The organism is Stenotrophomonas sp. CCNWLW162 (genome assembly GCF_037203745.1).
Lineage (GTDB): Bacteria > Pseudomonadota > Gammaproteobacteria > Xanthomonadales > Xanthomonadaceae > Stenotrophomonas > Stenotrophomonas maltophilia_AQ.
Genome location: NZ_JBBCBL010000006.1, coordinates 125,612 through 143,104, shown reverse-complemented (window position 1 = coordinate 143,104; position 17,493 = coordinate 125,612). Strand labels below are relative to the sequence as shown.

15 protein-coding genes and 1 tRNA gene are annotated in these 17,493 nt (G+C 66.2%); 11 read left to right on the top strand and 5 right to left on the bottom strand.

Annotated features, from left to right (window positions below):
• Positions 1–53: 53 nt before the first annotated feature.
• Positions 54–911 (bottom strand): thioredoxin, encoded by an 858-nt coding sequence (gene trxA, locus V9K93_RS16710; RefSeq protein ID WP_046983556.1) that lies wholly within the window; start codon positions 909–911, stop codon positions 54–56.
• Between the two features lie 124 nt (positions 912–1,035).
• Here trxA and V9K93_RS16705 point away from each other — a divergent pair, with 124 nt between their 5' ends.
• The 9 genes from V9K93_RS16705 (at position 1,036) to V9K93_RS16665 (ending at position 8,985) form a co-directional block, all read left to right on the top strand.
• Positions 1,036–1,638 carry a DUF998 domain-containing protein gene (locus tag V9K93_RS16705; protein WP_308518030.1) on the top strand — a complete coding sequence of 201 codons (603 nt, stop codon included), beginning with the start codon at positions 1,036–1,038 and terminating at the stop codon, positions 1,636–1,638.
• A gap of 105 nt (positions 1,639–1,743) precedes the next feature.
• On the top strand, positions 1,744–4,386 hold the full coding sequence (leuS, locus tag V9K93_RS16700) for a leucine--tRNA ligase (RefSeq protein WP_295378712.1): 2,643 nt from the start codon (positions 1,744–1,746) through the stop codon (positions 4,384–4,386).
• Between the two features lie 136 nt (positions 4,387–4,522).
• Positions 4,523–5,107, top strand: coding sequence for an LPS-assembly lipoprotein LptE (locus tag V9K93_RS16695; protein ID WP_046983559.1), 585 nt, complete (start codon positions 4,523–4,525; stop codon positions 5,105–5,107).
• A 9-nt stretch (positions 5,108–5,116) separates the two neighbouring features.
• The gene (gene holA / locus V9K93_RS16690) at positions 5,117–6,154 is read left to right on the top strand and encodes a DNA polymerase III subunit delta (protein WP_046983560.1); all 1,038 of its coding nucleotides are present in this window, start codon (positions 5,117–5,119) and stop codon (positions 6,152–6,154) included.
• Between the two features lie 3 nt (positions 6,155–6,157).
• The gene (gene nadD, locus V9K93_RS16685) at positions 6,158–6,823 is read left to right on the top strand and encodes a nicotinate-nucleotide adenylyltransferase (RefSeq protein WP_337302903.1); all 666 of its coding nucleotides are present in this window, start codon (positions 6,158–6,160) and stop codon (positions 6,821–6,823) included.
• A gap of 58 nt (positions 6,824–6,881) precedes the next feature.
• On the top strand, positions 6,882–7,295 hold the full coding sequence (gene rsfS / locus V9K93_RS16680) for a ribosome silencing factor (protein ID WP_012511764.1): 414 nt from the start codon (positions 6,882–6,884) through the stop codon (positions 7,293–7,295).
• A gap of 64 nt (positions 7,296–7,359) precedes the next feature.
• Positions 7,360–7,830: a 23S rRNA (pseudouridine(1915)-N(3))-methyltransferase RlmH gene (rlmH, locus tag V9K93_RS16675; RefSeq protein ID WP_012511763.1), complete on the top strand. Its 471-nt coding sequence runs from the start codon at positions 7,360–7,362 to the stop codon at positions 7,828–7,830.
• Between the two features lie 22 nt (positions 7,831–7,852).
• A tRNA-Asn gene (locus V9K93_RS16670) sits at positions 7,853–7,929 on the top strand.
• A gap of 111 nt (positions 7,930–8,040) precedes the next feature.
• On the top strand, positions 8,041–8,985 hold the full coding sequence (locus tag V9K93_RS16665; protein ID WP_308518032.1) for an alpha/beta hydrolase: 945 nt from the start codon (positions 8,041–8,043) through the stop codon (positions 8,983–8,985).
• 114 nt (positions 8,986–9,099) lie between these two features.
• On the opposite strand, the gene V9K93_RS16660 is transcribed toward V9K93_RS16665, so the two are convergent.
• The 4 genes from V9K93_RS16660 to V9K93_RS16645 form a co-directional block, all read right to left on the bottom strand.
• A complete protein-coding gene (locus V9K93_RS16660; RefSeq protein ID WP_046983563.1) occupies positions 9,100–10,521 on the bottom strand; it encodes a basic amino acid/polyamine antiporter in 1,422 nt (473 codons plus the stop codon).
• 138 nt (positions 10,522–10,659) lie between these two features.
• The gene (locus tag V9K93_RS16655; protein ID WP_046983564.1) at positions 10,660–13,470 is read right to left on the bottom strand and encodes a TonB-dependent receptor; all 2,811 of its coding nucleotides are present in this window, start codon (positions 13,468–13,470) and stop codon (positions 10,660–10,662) included.
• A gap of 191 nt (positions 13,471–13,661) precedes the next feature.
• Entirely contained in the window at positions 13,662–14,318 is a 657-nt protein-coding gene (locus tag V9K93_RS16650; RefSeq protein WP_046983565.1) for an energy transducer TonB, read from the bottom strand.
• Positions 14,319–14,535: 217 nt separating this feature from the next.
• A complete protein-coding gene (locus V9K93_RS16645) occupies positions 14,536–15,273 on the bottom strand; it encodes an SIMPL domain-containing protein (RefSeq protein WP_046983566.1) in 738 nt (245 codons plus the stop codon).
• 129 nt (positions 15,274–15,402) lie between these two features.
• Here V9K93_RS16645 and V9K93_RS16640 point away from each other — a divergent pair, with 129 nt between their 5' ends.
• Both V9K93_RS16640 and rng read left to right on the top strand, forming a co-directional pair.
• Positions 15,403–16,011 carry a Maf family nucleotide pyrophosphatase gene (locus V9K93_RS16640; protein ID WP_046983567.1) on the top strand — a complete coding sequence of 203 codons (609 nt, stop codon included), beginning with the start codon at positions 15,403–15,405 and terminating at the stop codon, positions 16,009–16,011.
• Positions 16,004–17,491, top strand: a complete 1,488-nt coding sequence (rng, locus tag V9K93_RS16635; RefSeq protein ID WP_136639646.1) for a ribonuclease G — start codon at positions 16,004–16,006, stop codon at positions 17,489–17,491. Before V9K93_RS16640 ends, rng begins: the two co-directional genes overlap by 8 nt.
• Positions 17,492–17,493 lie beyond the last annotated feature (2 nt).

The following is a 17,493-nucleotide window of genomic DNA, read 5'->3' as shown; positions in this document are numbered from 1 at the left end:
GCGCATTATTGCCCGCGTTCAGTGCAGGGATTCTGAACGAAGCGGGTTCCCGTTCAGAACAGCAGGGACGCCATCCGGCGGCGGTACTGCCCGACCAGGTCCTCGTCGGAGATCACATTGAAGGCGTCGATCAGCGCTTTGCGCGGCAGCCCTTCCTCGAAACCACGGTCGATCCGCAGCATTTCCAGGAACTGTTCCAGCGCGGCTTCGTCGTGGCCGCCAAGCAGCAGCTGCACGCCGCGCAGGTGGCGGGCCTTGAGGTCCTTGCCGTCGGCGGCAATTCGCGCTTCCAGCACCTCGGCGGCCGGGGCGTCCTTCAACGCAGCGGCAAATGCCAGGCGGGCGCGGCCACGCACGGCGCGATCATCGGTGGCCAGGTTGGCCGGCAGGCCATCGATCAGCGTGCCGGCTTCGTCCACGCCGCCGATCTGCAGCAGGGCCAGGGCCAGGTCCAGCTTCAGCTCATCCTTGTCCGGCTCGGCGGCGATCTGCGCACGCAGCACGTCCACCTGTGCCTGCGGGTCCAGCGGCGCGTCGTCCTCGGTGAGGGTGTCACCAGCATCGGCCGGCACCACACCGTGCTGGGCCAGGAACTCACGCAGCTGGCCTTCGGGAATGGCGCCGGGGAAGCCGTCCACCAGTTGGCCGCCCTTGACCAGGAACACGGTGGGCACCGAGCGGATCTGGAAAGCGGCGGCGATCTGCTGTTCGGCGTCGACATCGACCTTGGCCAGCTCGAAGGCGCCGTTGTACTCAGCGGCCAGCTTTTCCAGCATCGGCCCCAGGGTCTTGCACGGCCCGCACCAGGTCGCCCAGAAGTCCACCAGAACCGGGGTCTGCAGCGACTTCTGCAGGACTTCGGCCTCGAAAGTCGCAGTGGTGGCGTCAAATACGTAGGTCGTCTCGGTCATGGGGGAGGCATCGCTTGGCGTCTGGAGACCGATTCTATGGTGACGATCGATGCCGGTCTCAACCCGGGTTGCGGCAAATACCTGACAATGCAGCCTTCCCATAGACGTCGTTTCCGGAGCCCGCATGTCGCCCCTGTCACCGTTGCTGCGCCTGTCCGGTCTGGCTGCCGCGCTGTTGTTCGTAGTGGCGGTGCTGGGTTTCGGCGCCGGCCTGGACGGCTACGCGCAGGCGCGCCACCCTGTGGCGCTGCTGGGTGCGCAGGGCGTGCCGCACGCCCTGGCCTTCAATCTGCTGGGCTTCGTGCTGCCGGGCCTGCTGGCGGTGGTGGTTGCCGAGTGCCTGCGCCGGCGCCTGCCGGCCACGGCCAGCTGGGCGCCGCGGGTCGGCAGCCAGATGCTGTTGCTGGCCGGGCTGGCGTTCGCCGCGATGGGCCTGCTGCCGCTGGACGTGGACGATCTGCACGGGCCGGCCAGCCAGCTGCACGCCAGTGCCTGGATGGTCTGGGTGCTGGGCTTCGTCGCCGGCACCCTGTTGCTGGGCATCTCCCAGCTGCGCCAGGCGCGCGGCCGCGCGCTGGGCGGGGTGGCGGTTGCCTGCGGCGTACTGGCGGCGTTGGCGGCTTTCGCCCTGCAGGGCGTACTGCCGGCACCGCTGGCGCAGCGGGTCGCTTTTGCCTGCTGGGCGGTCTGGCTGGCGCTGGCCCTGCCGCTGTCGCGGCCACGCTGAGACAGGTTCCGGGCGCTGGCGGCGCCTGCGTCGGGCGGGCGGGATTGGAGCCATTTGCCGCACTGCGGTACGCTGTACCGCTTTGCCGCCGCAACCGCGTGTTACATGACCAGCGTCGAACCCAACGTTTACGATCCGCAGCAGGTTGAATCCGCCGCCCAGCAGTACTGGGATGCCACCCGTGCCTTCGAGGTCGATGAAGCCTCGGACAAGCCGAAGTACTACTGCCTGTCGATGCTTCCGTACCCGTCCGGCGCGCTGCACATGGGTCATGTGCGCAACTACACGATCGGCGACGTGATCAGCCGCTACAAGCGCATGACCGGCCACAACGTGCTGCAGCCAATGGGCTGGGACGCATTCGGCCTGCCGGCGGAAAACGCTGCAATCAAGAACAAGACCGCGCCGGCGGCGTGGACCTACAAGAACATCGATCACATGCGCACCCAGCTGAAGTCGCTGGGCTACGCCATCGACTGGTCGCGCGAATTCGCCACCTGCCGCCCGGATTACTACGTCCACGAGCAGCGCATGTTCACCCGCCTGATGCGCAAGGGCCTGGCCTACCGCCGCAACGCGGTGGTGAACTGGGACCCGGTCGACCAGACCGTGCTGGCCAACGAGCAGGTCATTGATGGCCGCGGCTGGCGCTCCGGTGCGCTGGTCGAGAAGCGCGAGATCCCGCAGTGGTTCCTGCGCATCACCGACTACGCCCAGGAGCTGCTGGACGGCCTGGACGAGCTGGACGGCTGGCCTGAATCGGTCAAGACCATGCAGCGCAACTGGATTGGCCGTTCCGAGGGCCTGGAAATCCAGTTCGACGTGCGTGATGTCGACGGTGGCGTGCTGGACCCGCTGCGCGTGTTCACCACCCGTCCGGACACCGTGATGGGCGTGACCTTCGTGTCGATCGCCGCCGAGCATCCGCTGGCACTGCACGCGGCGAAGAACAACCCCGAACTGGCGGCACTGCTGGCCGACCTGAAGCAGGGCGGCGTGTCCGAGGCCGAGCTGGAAACCCAGGAAAAGCGCGGCATGGACACCGGCCTGCGCGCCATCCATCCGGTCACTGGCGAGCAGGTGCCGGTATGGGTCGCCAACTTCGTGCTGATGGGCTACGGCACCGGTGCGGTGATGGCCGTTCCCGGCCATGACCAGCGTGACAACGAAGTGGCCAACAAGTACGGCCTGCCGATCGTGCAGGTCATCGCGCTGAAGGATCCGCGCAGCGAAGAAGAGCGCAACTGGGACGCCACCCGCTGGCAGGACTGGTACAGCGACAAGAACCGTGCCTTCGAGCTGGTGAACTCGGCCGAGTTCGATGGCCTGGACTTCCAGGGGGCCTTCGAAGCCCTGGCCGAGCGTTTCGAGCGCAAGGCGCAGGGCCAGCGCCGCGTCAACTACCGCCTGCGCGACTGGGGCGTGAGCCGCCAGCGTTACTGGGGCTGCCCGATTCCGGTGATCTACTGCGCCAAGTGCGGCGCGGTGCCGGTGCCGGAAGAACAACTGCCGGTGGTGCTGCCGGAAGACGTGGCCTTCGCCGGTACCGGCTCGCCGATCAAGACCGATCCGGAATGGCGCAAGACCACCTGCCCGGAATGCGGCGGCGCGGCCGAGCGCGAAACCGACACCTTCGACACCTTCATGGAGTCGAGCTGGTACTACGCCCGTTACACCTCGCCCGGTGCGCGTGATGCGGTGGACAAGCGCGGCAACTACTGGCTGCCGGTTGACCAGTACATCGGCGGCATCGAGCACGCGATCCTGCACCTGATGTACTTCCGCTTCTACCACAAGCTGCTGCGCGACGCGCGGATGGTGGACAGCAATGAACCGGCACGCAACCTGCTGTGCCAGGGCATGGTGATCGCCGAAACCTATTACCGCCCGAACGCGGACGGTTCCAAGGACTGGATCAACCCGGCCGACGTGGACGTGCAGCGTGACGAGCGCGGCCGCATCACCGGCGCCACCCTGATCGCCGATGGCCAGCCGGTGGTGGTCGGTGGCACCGAGAAGATGTCCAAGTCGAAGAACAACGGCGTGGACCCGCAGGCGATGGTCGGCAAGTACGGCGCCGATACGGTGCGCCTGTTCTCGATGTTCGCCGCGCCGCCGGAACAGTCGCTGGAGTGGAACGAAGCGGGCGTGGACGGCATGGCCCGCTTCCTGCGTCGCTTGTGGGCGCAGGTACAGAAGCACGCTGCCGACGGTGCCGTACCGGCGCTGGACGCGGCCGTGCTGGACGCCAGCCAGAAGGCGCTGCGCCGCAAGACCCACGAAACCATCGGCAAGGTCGGCGACGACTACGGCCGCCGCCACAGCTTCAACACCGCCATCGCTGCAGTGATGGAGCTGATGAACGCGCTGGCCAAGTTCGACGATGGCAGCGACCAGGGCCGAGCGGTACGCCAGGAAGCGCTGCAGGCCATCGTGCTGCTGCTCAATCCGATCACCCCGCACGCCAGCCACGCACTGTGGCAGGTGCTGGGCCACGGCGAGACGCTGTTGGAAGACCAGCCGTTCCCGCAGGCCGACGCTGCCGCGCTGGTGCGCGATGCGCTGACCCTGGCCGTGCAGGTCAACGGCAAGCTGCGTGGCACGATCGAGGTGGCCGCCGATGCCGCGCGCGAGCAGGTGGAGGCACTGGCCCTGGCCGAGCCGAACACCGCCAAGTTCATGGAAGGCCTGACGGTGCGCAAGATCATCATCGTCCCCGGCAAGATCGTGAACATCGTCGCTGCCTGATGCTTCCCGCACCGGCCGCCCACGGGTGGCCGGTGCTCTTTCCGGTACAGGGCCAGGCACTTGATGGCCCTGCATTCACGCGGCTTCGGGCAGGCTGTGTGTTGCCGTGATCGCCCGGCTCCGCCAGACTGTCTCCATGACCCGAATCCTGCTTGCCCTCGTTCTTGTCCTCGGCCTTGCCGGCTGCGGTTTCCATCTGCGCAGCAAGCTGATGCTGCCGACCGACACGGCACCGGTGAAGGTGGTCTCCACCGCGCCGTACAGCGAACTGGTCAAGCTGCTCAACCGCAGCCTGCTGGCGTCCGGCGCCAGGTTGGCCGATGAGGACAGCAAGGAGCCCAGTGCCCAGCTGCAGGTGCTGTCCGAGCGCTGGGGTGATCTGCCGATCGCCATCGATTCGCAGGGCCGTGCACAGGAATACAGCCTGCGCTACGCAGTGATTTTCATCTTCCGCCGCGAGGACGGCAGCGAGCTGGTGCCGCAGCAGGTGATCGAACTGTCGCGCGACTACGTGTCGCCGCCGACCGACGCCACCGGTACCACCACCGAACGCGAAATCCTGGCCAATGAGCTGCGCCGCGAGATGTCGGCCTCGATCATCCGCCGCATCGACAGCGTGGTCCGCGCCGAGATCGAGAAGGGTGGCAGCTTGTCGGCACCGAAGACCGCGCCGGTCGAAGATGCGGTGCCGGCCGGGCCGGCACCTGCAGTGAAGCACTGAGCCGCGACGATGGAACTGCGTCCGGAGCAGCTGGCCAGCCAGGGCGCTGATACCGCGCTGGCGCCGGTCTATCTGATTGCCGGGCCGGAAACCCTGCGCGTGCTGGAGGCGGCGGATGCCATCCGCGCGCGCGCGCGCGCCGCTGGCATCGGCGAGCGCGAGGTGTTCGACGCGGACGGCCGTGATTTCGACTGGAACCAGCTCGACGCAACATTCAACGCGCCCAGCCTGTTCAGCGCCCGCCGCCTGGTCGAGGTGCGCCTGCCCAGCGGCAAGCCGGGCAAGGACGGGGCCGAGGTGATCAGCCAGTTCTGTGCCAACCCGGCGCCGGACGTGGTGCTGATGATCACCGCCAACGAATGGAGCAAGGCCCACCAGGGCAAGTGGGCCGAGGCGGTCAACCGTATCGGCGTGCTGTCGGTGGCCTGGGCGATCAAGCCGCATGAACTGCCGGACTGGATCGAGCGCCGCCTGCGTGGCAAGGGTCTGCGCGCCGATCCGGCCGCGGTGCAGCGGCTGGCCGAACGGGTGGAAGGCAATCTGCTGGCTGCCGCGCAGGAGATCGACAAACTGGCGCTGCTGGCCGATGGCCAGCCGCTGGATGTAGAACGGATGGAGTCGCTGGTGGCCGATGCGGCCCGCTACGACGTGTTCCGGCTGGTGGAGGCCACCTTCTCCGGCCAGGCGCCGGCGGTGCTGCGCATGCTGGCGGGCCTGCGTGGTGAAGGCGAGGCCGTGGCGGCACTGATGCCGATCGTGATCCGCGAACTGCTGGCCGGTGCCGGCCTGGCACGGGTGCAGGCGCGTGGCGGCAATCTGGCCGCCGAAATGAAGTCCCGTGGTATCTGGGAATCGCGGCAGGCGCCGTACAAGCGCGCGCTGCAGCGGCACCCGGAAGGCAAGCGCTGGGAACGCTTCGTGGCGGAGGCCGGGCTGGTCGACCGCATCGCCAAGGGACGCGCCGACGGCGATGCCTGGCTGGCGCTGGAGCGCCTGCTGGTGGCCGTGGCTGAAGCGCGTGCCGTGCGCCTGCTGGCGCGGGCCTGAGCAATGAGCCTGCGGATCTATTACGGGGGCACCTTTGATCCGGTGCACCTCGGCCACCTGGCGATCGCGCGCGCAGCGCGTGACGAACTGCAGGTGGCGGTGCGCATGATGCCCGCGGCCGACCCCCCGCACCGTGCGCTGCCCGGTGCCAGCGCCGAACAGCGCTGCACCATGTTGTCGCTGGCCATCGGCGACGAGCCGGGCCTGCTGCTGGACCGCCGCGAACTGGATCGAGCTGCACGCTTTCCCGGCCGCCCGTCCTATACCGTTGATACCCTGCGCGACCTGCGCGGGGAGCTTGGCCCGAGCCGGCCGCTGGCCTGGCTGGTGGGGGCCGACAGCCTGCTTGGCCTGCCCAGCTGGCACGAGTGGCAAGACCTGTTCGGGTTGGCCCATTTCGTGGTGGCAGAGCGCCCCGGCAGCCCGTTGCAGGCCTCGGTGGACGGCGAGCTGGGCCGGGCACTGGAGGGGCGCTGGGCCGACAGCGAGCAGGCTCTGTTTTCCAGCCCGGCCGGCCGTATCCTGCGCCTGCACCATCCCCTGCGCGCAGAATCGGCCAGTGCTGTGCGTGCCCAGATTGCCGCCTCCGGCCCCTGGCGGGCGCTGCTGCCGCCGGCCGTGGCCGACTACGTCGCTGCACACGGCCTGTACCGCCCGGCCACGCCGTGAATGGCGCGGCAGCAGCATCCCCGTATAATCGCCCCTACGTTTATCGAGTCGATCCACTTTGAGCAACCAGACCCAGCCCCAGACCATCAAGGTCGATCTGCCCAGCCCGCCGCCGTCCGTGCCGGAACTGCTGGCCAGCGTCCGCCAAGCCACTGAAGACCTGAAGGCCAAGGACCCGGTCGAGATCGACGTGCGTGGCCGCTCCAGCGTCGCCGACTACATGGTGGTCGTGTCGGGTACGTCGACCCGCCACGTCAAGTCGATTGCCGATGAAGTCGTGCGTTTTGCCAAGAAGATCGATGTCATGCCGTTGGGCGTGGAAGGCGAGCGCGAGGCCGAGTGGGTGCTGGTGGACCTGGGCGACGTGATCGTCCACGTGATGCTGCCGCGCGTGCGTGAGTTCTATGCACTCGAGCGCTTGTGGACCGTCGGCGACCAGCCGCCGTCCCGCGACGACGACGAAGTGGCCTGAGCCACACGTTGATGCATCCCTTCGACGGCGCCGATGGCGCCGTCGACGTTTTGGAGGACCGTTGATGAAAGCCCGACTGATTGCTACCGGCGAGCGCGCACCCAGCTGGGTCGCGCAGGGCTTCGCCGAGTACCAGAAGCGTCTTTCGCACTGGCTGCCCTTCGAGCTGGTGGAAATCGAGCCGGGCCTGCGTGGCAAGGGCCGTGACCCGCGCCGCGCCACCGAAGATGAAGGCAAGCGGGTGATCGCTGCGCTGCCGAAGAATGCCTACGTGGTGGCGCTGGATGTACCGGGTCGCCAGCTCAGTTCCGAGCAGCTTGCACAGCGCCTGGAACATTGGCGCGGGCAGGGTAGGGATCTCGCGTTCCTGATCGGTGGGCCGGAAGGACATTCGCCGGAAGTCTCGGCGCTGGCTGATGAGAAGTGGTCGATCGGCCCGCTGACGCTGCCGCACATGCTGGTGCGTCTGGTGGTGGCCGAACAGCTGTATCGCGCTGCGGCGATGTTGGCAAATCACCCCTACCATCGCGCGTGAAGAGTGGTTATACTAGTCGTCTGCCCGAATAGCTCAGCCGGTTAGAGCACTTGACTGTTAATCAGGGGGTCGTTGGTTCGAGTCCAACTTCGGGCGCCACCTTGAGAAACCTGCATCGCGAGATGCAGGTTTTTTTTTGCGTCGATTGTCCGGCCCTACAATCCTTCTTCATCCATAGGGAAGTCGGATATGCGTGCGTCTGTCATTGTCATTGCCATTGCAGTGCTGCTTGTACTGTCGCCCTGCGCGGCGATGGCGGTAACGCCAACCTGGCAGCCACCACCGGGCAGCACCGAGATGCCGCTGTGGCCAGCGGGCAAGGTAACGGCGCCACCGAAACTGAAAGGGCCCGAAGAGATCAGGGATACCATCTCGAAGGCCAGCGGCGAACGCTGGGCGATGCTGCAGAACGTGGCCGTGCCGACGCTGACCGTGTTTCCCGCCAAGGGTGGTGGCAACGGAACGGCGGTGATGGTGGTGCCCGGCGGAGGCTACCGCGTGTTGGCGATGGATCTGGAAGGCAGCGAGATCTGCGACTGGTTGACCGGCCAGGGCATCACCTGCGCGCTGCTGAAATACCGTGTGCCGGCATCGGGGCCGAACTGGGATAGTGACTGCAACTGCCGAGACATTCCAGCGGTGCCGATGGCGCTGCAGGATGCACAGCGTGCGATGGGCCTGCTGCGTGCGCAGGCCGGACGCTGGAAGATCGATCCGAAGCGGGTGGGGGTCATCGGCTTTTCCGCTGGTGGCCACGTGGTGGCTGGACTGAGCACGCATGGCGCGCGCAGCTACGTTGCGATCGATGCCGTAGATGCGCAGCCGAGCCGCCCGGATTTCGCCATGGTGATGTACTCCGGGCATCTGTGGACCGGTGCGAAGCACGGGCTGTCGCTGGCCGGCGACATTACGGTGGATGATGCGGTGCCGCCGACCTTCATCGTGCAGGCCACCGATGACCCGACCGATGACGTGCGCGAATCACTGACCTATTACCGTGCGCTGGTCGGCGCGGGCGTGCCGGTGGAAATGCATCTGTTCGCGCGTGGCGGCCATGCCTTCGGCCTGCGTGTGAAGGACGCGCCGGTGGCGGAGTGGCCGCATCTGGCCGAACGCTGGATGCGCGATATCGGGATGCTGCCCAGGGTCTTGTAGAGTCAAACCCATGTTCGGCCGCTCTGCTTCGTAGCGTCGAGCTTGCTCGACTGCTGCGGAAAACCAGTCGAGCAAGCTCGACTCTACCCAGGTGCAGCCTAGCCATGCTCGGCTTTACAGTGTCAGTGCTCCTCGCCAGAACGCCACCAGCGTGGCGATCGCTACGATCAGGATCGCACCGAACAGCACCCACTCCCAACGCGTGAATACCTGTTCGCCGCGTTGGCGCCGGGTCAGCGCGAACAACACTACGCCCGGTACGTATAGCAGCACCGACAGCAGCAGGTTGTCCAGGCCGCCTGCATACACCAGCCACAGTGCATACGCGCTGGCCAGCAGCGCAACCGCGAAATCGCGCCAGCGCACACCCGGTTCACCTGCGTAGGCGTGACCGCGCCAGGCCAGCTGCACACCGAACGCGGTGGACAGGAAGTAGGGCACCAGGCTCATCGATGCGGCCAGCAGCACCAGTCCGGTGTAGCTGCCGGAATTGACCAGCACCAACAGCAGGAACAACTGGATCAGCCCGTTGCTCAACCACAGTGCATTGGCCGGCACGCCACGCGCGTTCTCACGGCCAAGGAAGGCGGGCATGGTGCCGTCACCCGCGGCGGCATAGAGCACTTCGGCGCACAGCAGCACCCAGGCCAGCAGCGCACCCAGCACGGAAATAATCGAGCCGACGATGATCACCGTCGCGCCCCATTCGCCGACGATGGCGCGCAGCACATAGGCCATCGACGGATTGGGCAGGCCTGCCAGTTCGGCCTGTGACAGCACGCCCATCGACAGCAGGCTGACCAGCACCAGCAGCAGCCACACACCCACGAAGCCGATCACCGTAGCGCGGCCGACATCGGCGCGGCGGGCGGCACGACGTGAGTAGATGCTGGCACCTTCGATGCCGATGAATACCCACACGGTGACCAGCATCATGCCGCGCAGCTGCTGGCCGAGATCGCCCAGTGCAGGCGTGCCGAGGAAATCGGCGCGGAACACGTCCATGCGGAACGCGCCAGCGGCCAGGATCAGGAACAGCGCGATCGGCAGCAGCTTGGCGACGGTCACCAGGCCGTTGACGATGGCTGCGGTGCGCAGGCCGCGCAACACCAGCAGGTGTACGGTCCATAGCAACAGCGACGAGGCCGCCACGGCGGCGGGCGTGTTGCCCTCGCCGAAGACCGGCATGAAGTGGCCGAGACCACTGAAGATCAGCACGAAGAAGCTGGCGTTGCCCAGTACCGAGGCGACCCAGTAACCCCACGCAGCAGAGAAGCCGATGTAATTGCCGAAGCCCTCGCGCGCGTAGGCGTAGATGCCGGTATCGAGATCAGGCCGGCGGTTGGCCAGCGCTTGGAACACGAAGGCCAGCATCAGCATGCCCGCGCCGCTCAGGGCCCAGCCGATCAGAGCGGCGGCCGGGCCGGCGCTGCGCGCCACGTTCTGCGGCAATGAAAAGATGCCTGCGCCGACCATCGAGCCGACCACCAGTGCAGTCAACGCGGGCAGGCCCAGGCGCTGCGATGTCGCGGTCATGGAGATCCCCTGCGGCGATGATGCCGCGTGCACACGGTAGCCATGTGCTTGTGAACATGCCTGCAAGGGGCAGAACGACGAAGGCCCGGGCAGATGCCCGGGCCTGCGAAGGTACTGCGTTGACGGATGGCGCTTGTATTACTTGAAGGTGTACTTGGCACCGACGGTGAAGTAACGGCCCAGCGCACCAGAGAAGTGCATCGGGTTGTAATTCACACCGCCATATGTGGTCGGATCGAGAGGAGCAATGCGGTCGAATACGTTGGCCACGGAGGCGTTGAGTTCGAAGGCGTCGGTGATGTTCCAGCGCCCCGACAGGTCGAACGTAGTGAAGGAGGAGATCTTCGTCACCGGCGTGCCGTCTGCATAGAACGCCTGATACGTGCCGCCGCGCTTATCGGTGTTGTCCATCTTGCCGATGTAGTTGGCAACGCCGCTGACGCTCCACGGTCCCTGCCGCCAGGTGGTGCCGAAGTTGATCTTGTCCTTCGGCGTGCCGATGCAGTTGGTGACGTCGCAGTTGCCGTGGGTGCCGGCATAGTCGACGGTCTCAGTGCCTTCGGTTCGCTCGAACTTCAGGATGTGGCTCCACTGCAGATCCATCTCCAGCTGGCCCGGGCCGATGTCGAAGGTCTGGCGGATGTCGGTATCGATGCCGCGAACACGTGAAGAGTTGGCATTCACGTAGGCCGTGTTGACTGCGAGGATATTGCCGCTGTTGGCAACGCCGCCGATGTTGTTGATGTCACGCACCACGTTGCCGGCCCGGATCGCTGCCGTCGTGCTGCCCTGGGCGATTTCGTTGGTGCGCTTGATCTGCCAGGCATCGACGGTCAACGAGGTCGAGGACGTCGGCTGCAGCACGATGCCCACCGAGTAACTCTTGGATTCCTCCGGCTTCAGATCCTTGTTCGGGCGGGTGATGATCGCCACCGTGCGGGCGGTACATTCGTCGGAGTCGATGGCGCAACGAACCGGGTCGGATGCGTTCGAGAAAGCAGCCAGGCCACCGTCACCGTTTTCGGCAGGGTTCGGTGCGCGGAAGCCTTCAGCATAGCTGGCACGCAGTGCGATCCAATCGGCAGGAGTCCACTTCACGCCGAGCTTCGGCGTGGCCTTGCCTTCACCGCTTTCGTACTTGTCGTATCGCAGGGCACCGGACAGTTCCAGCTGTTCCAGCACAGGTGCGGACAGTTCGACGTAACCGGCATACACGTTCTGGGTGCCATCGTAGGCCGAGTAACCCAGGCCGATGATGTCACCCGTGTCGGTGTAGGTCTGCGGGGTCAGGCTGTTGCTGGTCTTGCGCCATTCTGTGCCGATTGCCAGGCCCAGTGGACCACCCTTCAGGTCCATCAGGCTGCGCGACACGGTGAAGTCGAACATGTCCAGGCCGGATTTCGCACGGGCGCTGATGGTTGGTGAGATGTAGTCGTACAACGCCTGCGAATTCAGATTGGCATTGTCGCCGATGCGCCACACGCCACCTGCGCAGTTCGGATTGCCCAGTGCGCACTGCACGGCGCTGTAGCGCAGGAAACCAGTGCGCTTGTTGACCAGGTCGGTCGCCGAATGCAGGTAGGCGGTGTCGTAGCTCCAGTCACCCCAGTTGCCCTTGACACCCACCAGGAAACGGTTGAACTCGTTGGTGTTGTTGGTCACGCGCGGACCGACATCCCAAGCCGAATAGCGCAGCCTCGAGGCCTGGCCGGGAATCGGGTTGTCAGGATGGTTCGGGCCGAGCACGGTGGCTTTGGAGCCACTGTTCGCGGTGACGACGCCGCCCGGATAGCCCCAGGTACCCGCAGCGCCTGACGGGGTGTTGCTGAAGATCGTTTCCTTCTTCGAGTAGCCGATCTCCGTGTAGATCTCGCCGCCTTCGCCGAAAGCGAAGCTGGCACGGCCGAACACGTTGATGTACTTCTCTTCGGGAGTCAGGTCGCGATACTGCTGCGCCGGATCCCACAGGCAGCCTTGCGCCTGCGCGCTTGCATCCGTCTGGCCCGGAATGGTGGTGAGGTTCGCACAGCCCGGCAGCGCAACCAGGAAGGCAGGATTGTCCTTGGTTACATTGCGGTCGTCGAAGACCGAACCATTGGGGCCGACGCCGCCTGCCGTGCCCTTGGACAGATACGCGCCGCCCAGGAACTGCGAATCGGCTGCGTCGTAGCCCCACGGACGTGTGTCGCCGGTGCCGATCCACTTGCGGTTCTTTCGATCGCTGATCTTGATCGCATCGGTCTTGCCGACGTCCAGGCTGAAGAACGCGTTCCAGCCATCGCTGGCCAAGTCACCGGTGCCAGCAGTCAGGGTCGCCTTCTTGGAATCTCCATCGCTGTCGCCGGACAGGCCATAGGACGCACGCAGGATGGCGCCTTGGAAGTCACTGCGCAGGATGATGTTGACCACGCCGGCGATGGCGTCGGAGCCATAGATCGCCGAGGCGCCGTCCTTCAGAACTTCCACGCGTTCAACGGCATCGAGCGGAATGGTGCTCAGATCGGTGAACACTTTCTGACCATCGTCGGCCAGGCCGTAGGTGGCCATGCGGCGTCCGTTCAACAGGACGAGCGTGGAACCCGCACCCAGGCCGCGCAGCGAGATGCCGGCGCCACCACCTGCGAATCCGTTGCCGAAGGTCTTGGGAATGGAACCCGCGCCGTCTGCGGTGATGGTCTGCAGATACTCGGCAAGGGTGGTCTTGCCGGTACGGTCGATTTCCTGGCGGGTCACCACCTGCACAGGGGACGGTGTTTCAGTGTTGGTACGCGGAATGTTCGAACCGGTGACCGTGATGCGGTCCAGGTTGGTGGCCTTTTCCTGCGCGAAGGCGGAGGTGGAAGCCACGGCGCCAACCAGCAGCAGGGTGCCGCCGGTGAGGATATGGGTGATGGACGATGCCAGGGTGCAGCGGCGGCGGCTGGCGGGCCGTTGGATCGGGTGTTTCACAGCTTCTCTCCTAACTGGAAAACCTTAGCGTTGAGGGCTGTCTCCGGAAGGTTCCGGGACGGACCAATCTAGGTTTCCGACAGGTGACGAAGTCGTGAATTTTTGCTTAATTGATAACAGTTGATCCTGTTCCGTCCGTACCCGCCCGGACGGAAGGGCCGGCCCGGCAGATAGCCGGGCCGGCGATCACGTCAGTCCGGCAGCGAGAACTGTACCGGCACCATGCCGATGGCCGGCACGGCCACGCCATCACGCTGGGCCGGCTCGAAGCGCCAGTGCCTGAGCACTTGCTGGCGAGCGGCCTGGTCCAGGCTGCGCGAGCCACTGCTGCGCTCGATGCTGACTGCCACCGGCTGGCCGCTGCGGTCGACCTCCACCCGCAGCAGTACCGTGCCCTGCTCGTGGTTGCGCAGCGCCGGGGCCGGGTAGGTCGGCGGCGGGGCGCTGCGGTACTGCAGCTGGGCACCGGCCAGCGGTGTGGAGCTGTCGATGCTCGCTGCCACCTGCACCGGCGCAGGCTCGGCAGCAGGCAGGATGATGCCCTGTGCCTCCTCGGCAGTGGCGGTGGGAGCGGGCAATGGCGTGGGCACGGTCTGCTGCCGTGGCTCGGCCTTGACCTGTACCTGTTCCGGGTTGGTGGGCGGCTTGGGCGGCTCCGGTGGTCTGGGCTGTTCCTTCGGGATCAGCCGCACCGTGGTGTTGTCGCGGGGCAGTGCGGTGACGGCGTGGTAGGTCGCCGGGATCAGCAACATCAGCAGCGCGATCAGATGCAGGGCGATGGCCGCGCTCCAGGCGGCAACGCGGGCGGGGTCGAAGTGCGGGGATGCAACGGGATACGTACGAACCATGGTCCACCTCCATGCCAGTGACGAAGTCCTCAACGCACCAGGGCCGATCACGGGGTTGCCGCACGCGGCTGGCAGTGCATCAGTAGCGCGGCGCGGCGGCGACTGCCTAGAGGCAGGGGGGCGATCGTTGGGCTGGCCTTCAGCCAGTGCCGGCCGCGGGCATGAAAAAAGGCGGATCCCCTGCAGGATCCGCCTTTGTCGGCAATGACGAACTGGATCAGCGACCCAGTTCGAACACCACATCCAGGTTGACCGAGACGGTCGACTCGCCCGGCGCGACCGGGGTGGCCTTGTCCATCGCTGCGCCGGCCGACATTGCCCGCATCATCGGCATCGGGCGATAGCCGCCGCCGGCATTCTCGGAAATGCTGACGATGCGACGGACCTGCAGGCCCAGCGACTTCGCATAGGTCTGGGCGCGGGCCTGGGCTTTCTTCAGTGCGGCCAGGCGGGCTTCGTCATAGACCGGTTCCGGCTGGTCGATCTCGAAGCTGGGGCCATTGATCTGGTTGGCGCCCTGCGCCGCCAGTGCGTCCAGTACCTTGCCGAGCTTGGCGATGTCACGCACCTTCAGGCTGACCGTGTTGCTGGCCTGGTAGCCGGTGATCTTCGGTGCTTCGTTGTCGGCATAGCGGTACTGCGGGTTGAGGCTGACGCCGCTGGTCTGCACGTCACGCTCGGCAATGCCGGCAGCCTTGATCGCGGCCAGCACCTTGTCCATCTGCTGGGCGTTCTGGCGCATCGCGCTGTTGCCATCGGCGGCCTGGGTGACTACGCCGGCCGACAAGGTGGCCACGTCCGGCACGCGGGTGGCTTCGGCGTTGGACGAGATGTTCAGCAGGGTGCCTTCGGCCGGGGCGGCGATCGACGGCGACGACGGGGCAGCATGGGCGGTCATCGAGGTTCCAAGGGCGAGGGACAGGGCGAGCAGCAGCGGGGTGGCGGTCAGGCGCATGGGATCTCCTTGTTGTGGGGTGAGGGTGGTGTCGTAGCGATGAACGCGTTGTGAGCCTGTTCGGGGTTGGAAGCGTTCCGCGAGGGGTTGCCGACGATTCAGGTGGCGGCCTCAGGTTATGCTGTGCCGATGCTCTATCTTGCTTCCCGCTCCCCCCGACGCAACCAGCTGCTGGCCCGACTCGGACGCCCCTTCCAGGCCCTGGACCTGGAGGTCGTCGAGCAGCGCGCGCCCGCTGAAAGCGCCGAACAGTATGTCTGCCGGGTCGCTGCCGACAAGGCACGTGCCGGCCTGGCCCGGGTGCTGGCCGATGACCCGCAGGCGCGGGTGCTCGGCTCGGACACCGAAGTGGTGCTGGACGGCGAGGTGTTCGGCAAGCCGGCCGATGCTGGCGACGCGCGGGCGATGCTGGCGCGGCTGGCCGGGCGTACCCATCAGGTGATGACCGCGGTGGTGGTGGTCGGCGCGGAAGGACTGGACAGCGAGCTGGTCGTTTCCGAGGTGACCTTTGCGCCGATCGACAGCGCCGACATCGCCGCCTACGTGGCCACCGGCGAGCCGCTGGACAAGGCCGGCGCCTACGCCATCCAGGGCGGTGCCGAGCGCTGGATCGAACATCTTTCCGGCAGCTACTCCGGTGTCATGGGGCTGCCACTGCTGCATACCGATCGTCTGCTGGCGCGCTGCGGCGTGCCGGCCACAACTGCTGATGCCGCCAGGGAGGCTGCCGATGTCTGAGGAAATCCTGGTCAATGTGACCCCGCGCGAGACGCGCGTCGCGGTGATCGAGAACGGCATGCTGCAGGAACTGCACATCGAGCGCGGTTGGCGCCGGGGTGTGGTCGGCAACATCTACAAGGGCAAGGTGCAGCGGGTCATGCCGGGCATGCAGGCGGCCTTCGTCGAGGTCGGGCTGGAGCGCGCCGCGTTCCTGCACGCCAACGACGTGGTGCGGCCGGCGCCGGTGGCCAGTGCCGATACCGAGAACACCACGCTTCCACCCCCGTCCAGCGTGCCGATCGTCGAACTGCTGCGTGACGGCCAGGACATCGTGGTGCAGGTGGTGAAGGACCCGATCGGGACCAAGGGCGCACGCCTGACCACGCAGATCAGCATTCCCTCGCGCTACATGGTGCTGCTGCCGCAGTCCAAGGTGGTGGGGGTGTCCGCGCGCATCGAGGATGAAACCGAGCGCGCGCGGCTGAAGGCGCTGGTGACCGAATTGTCAGCCCAGCACGGCGGCTACGGCTACATCGTGCGTACCAATGCCGAGGGCCAGCCGGCCGAGGCCATCGCCGAGGACGTCGCCTACCTGTCGCGGGTCTGGAACGTGGTCGAACGTCGTGGCCGCGAGGCGGCCTCGTGCAGCAACATCTATGAAGACCTGAGCCTGCCGCTGCGTTCGGTGCGCGACCTCATCCGCAAGGACGTTGACAAGGTGAAGGTGGACTCCAAGGAGACCTTCGCCCAGTTGCAGGCCTTCGTGGCCAAGTACATGCCGGTGCTGGCCGAGAAGATCGAGCTGTACAGCGGCGATCGTCCGATCTTCGACATGTTCGGGGTGGAGGACGAGATCGGCCGCGCGCTGGACAAGCAGGTGCCGTTGAAGTCCGGTGGCTACCTGGTGATCGACCAGACCGAGGCGATGACCACCATCGACGTCAACACCGGCTCGTTCCTTGGCCAGCGCAACCTGGAAGAGACGGTGTTCCGTACCAACCTGGAGGCGGCGCAGGCGGTGGCCAGGCAGCTGCGGCTGCGCAACCTCGGCGGCATCATCATCATCGACTTCATCGACATGGACGATGCCGAACATCGCCGCCAGGTGCTGCGCACGCTGGAAAAGGCGCTGGCGCGCGACCATGCCAAGACCACGGTGTACGACTTCTCGCCGCTGGGCCTGGTGGAGATGACCCGCAAGCGCACGGTGGAAAGCCTGGAGCGCCAGCTGTCGGAAACCTGCCCGCAGTGCAGTGGCCGCGGCACCATAAAGACCACCGAAACGGTGACCTACGAGATCTTCCGCGAGATCACCCGAGCGGTGCGCCAGTTCGATGCCGCGCGCCTGCTGGTGATTGCCTCGACCAAGGTGGTGGCGCGCATCACCGACGAAGAGTCTTCAGCGGTGGCCGAGCTCGAGGAGTTCCTCGGCAAGAGCATCCGTTTCCAGGCGGACGAGCAGTACCTGCAGGAGCAGTACGATGTGGTTCTGCTCTGATC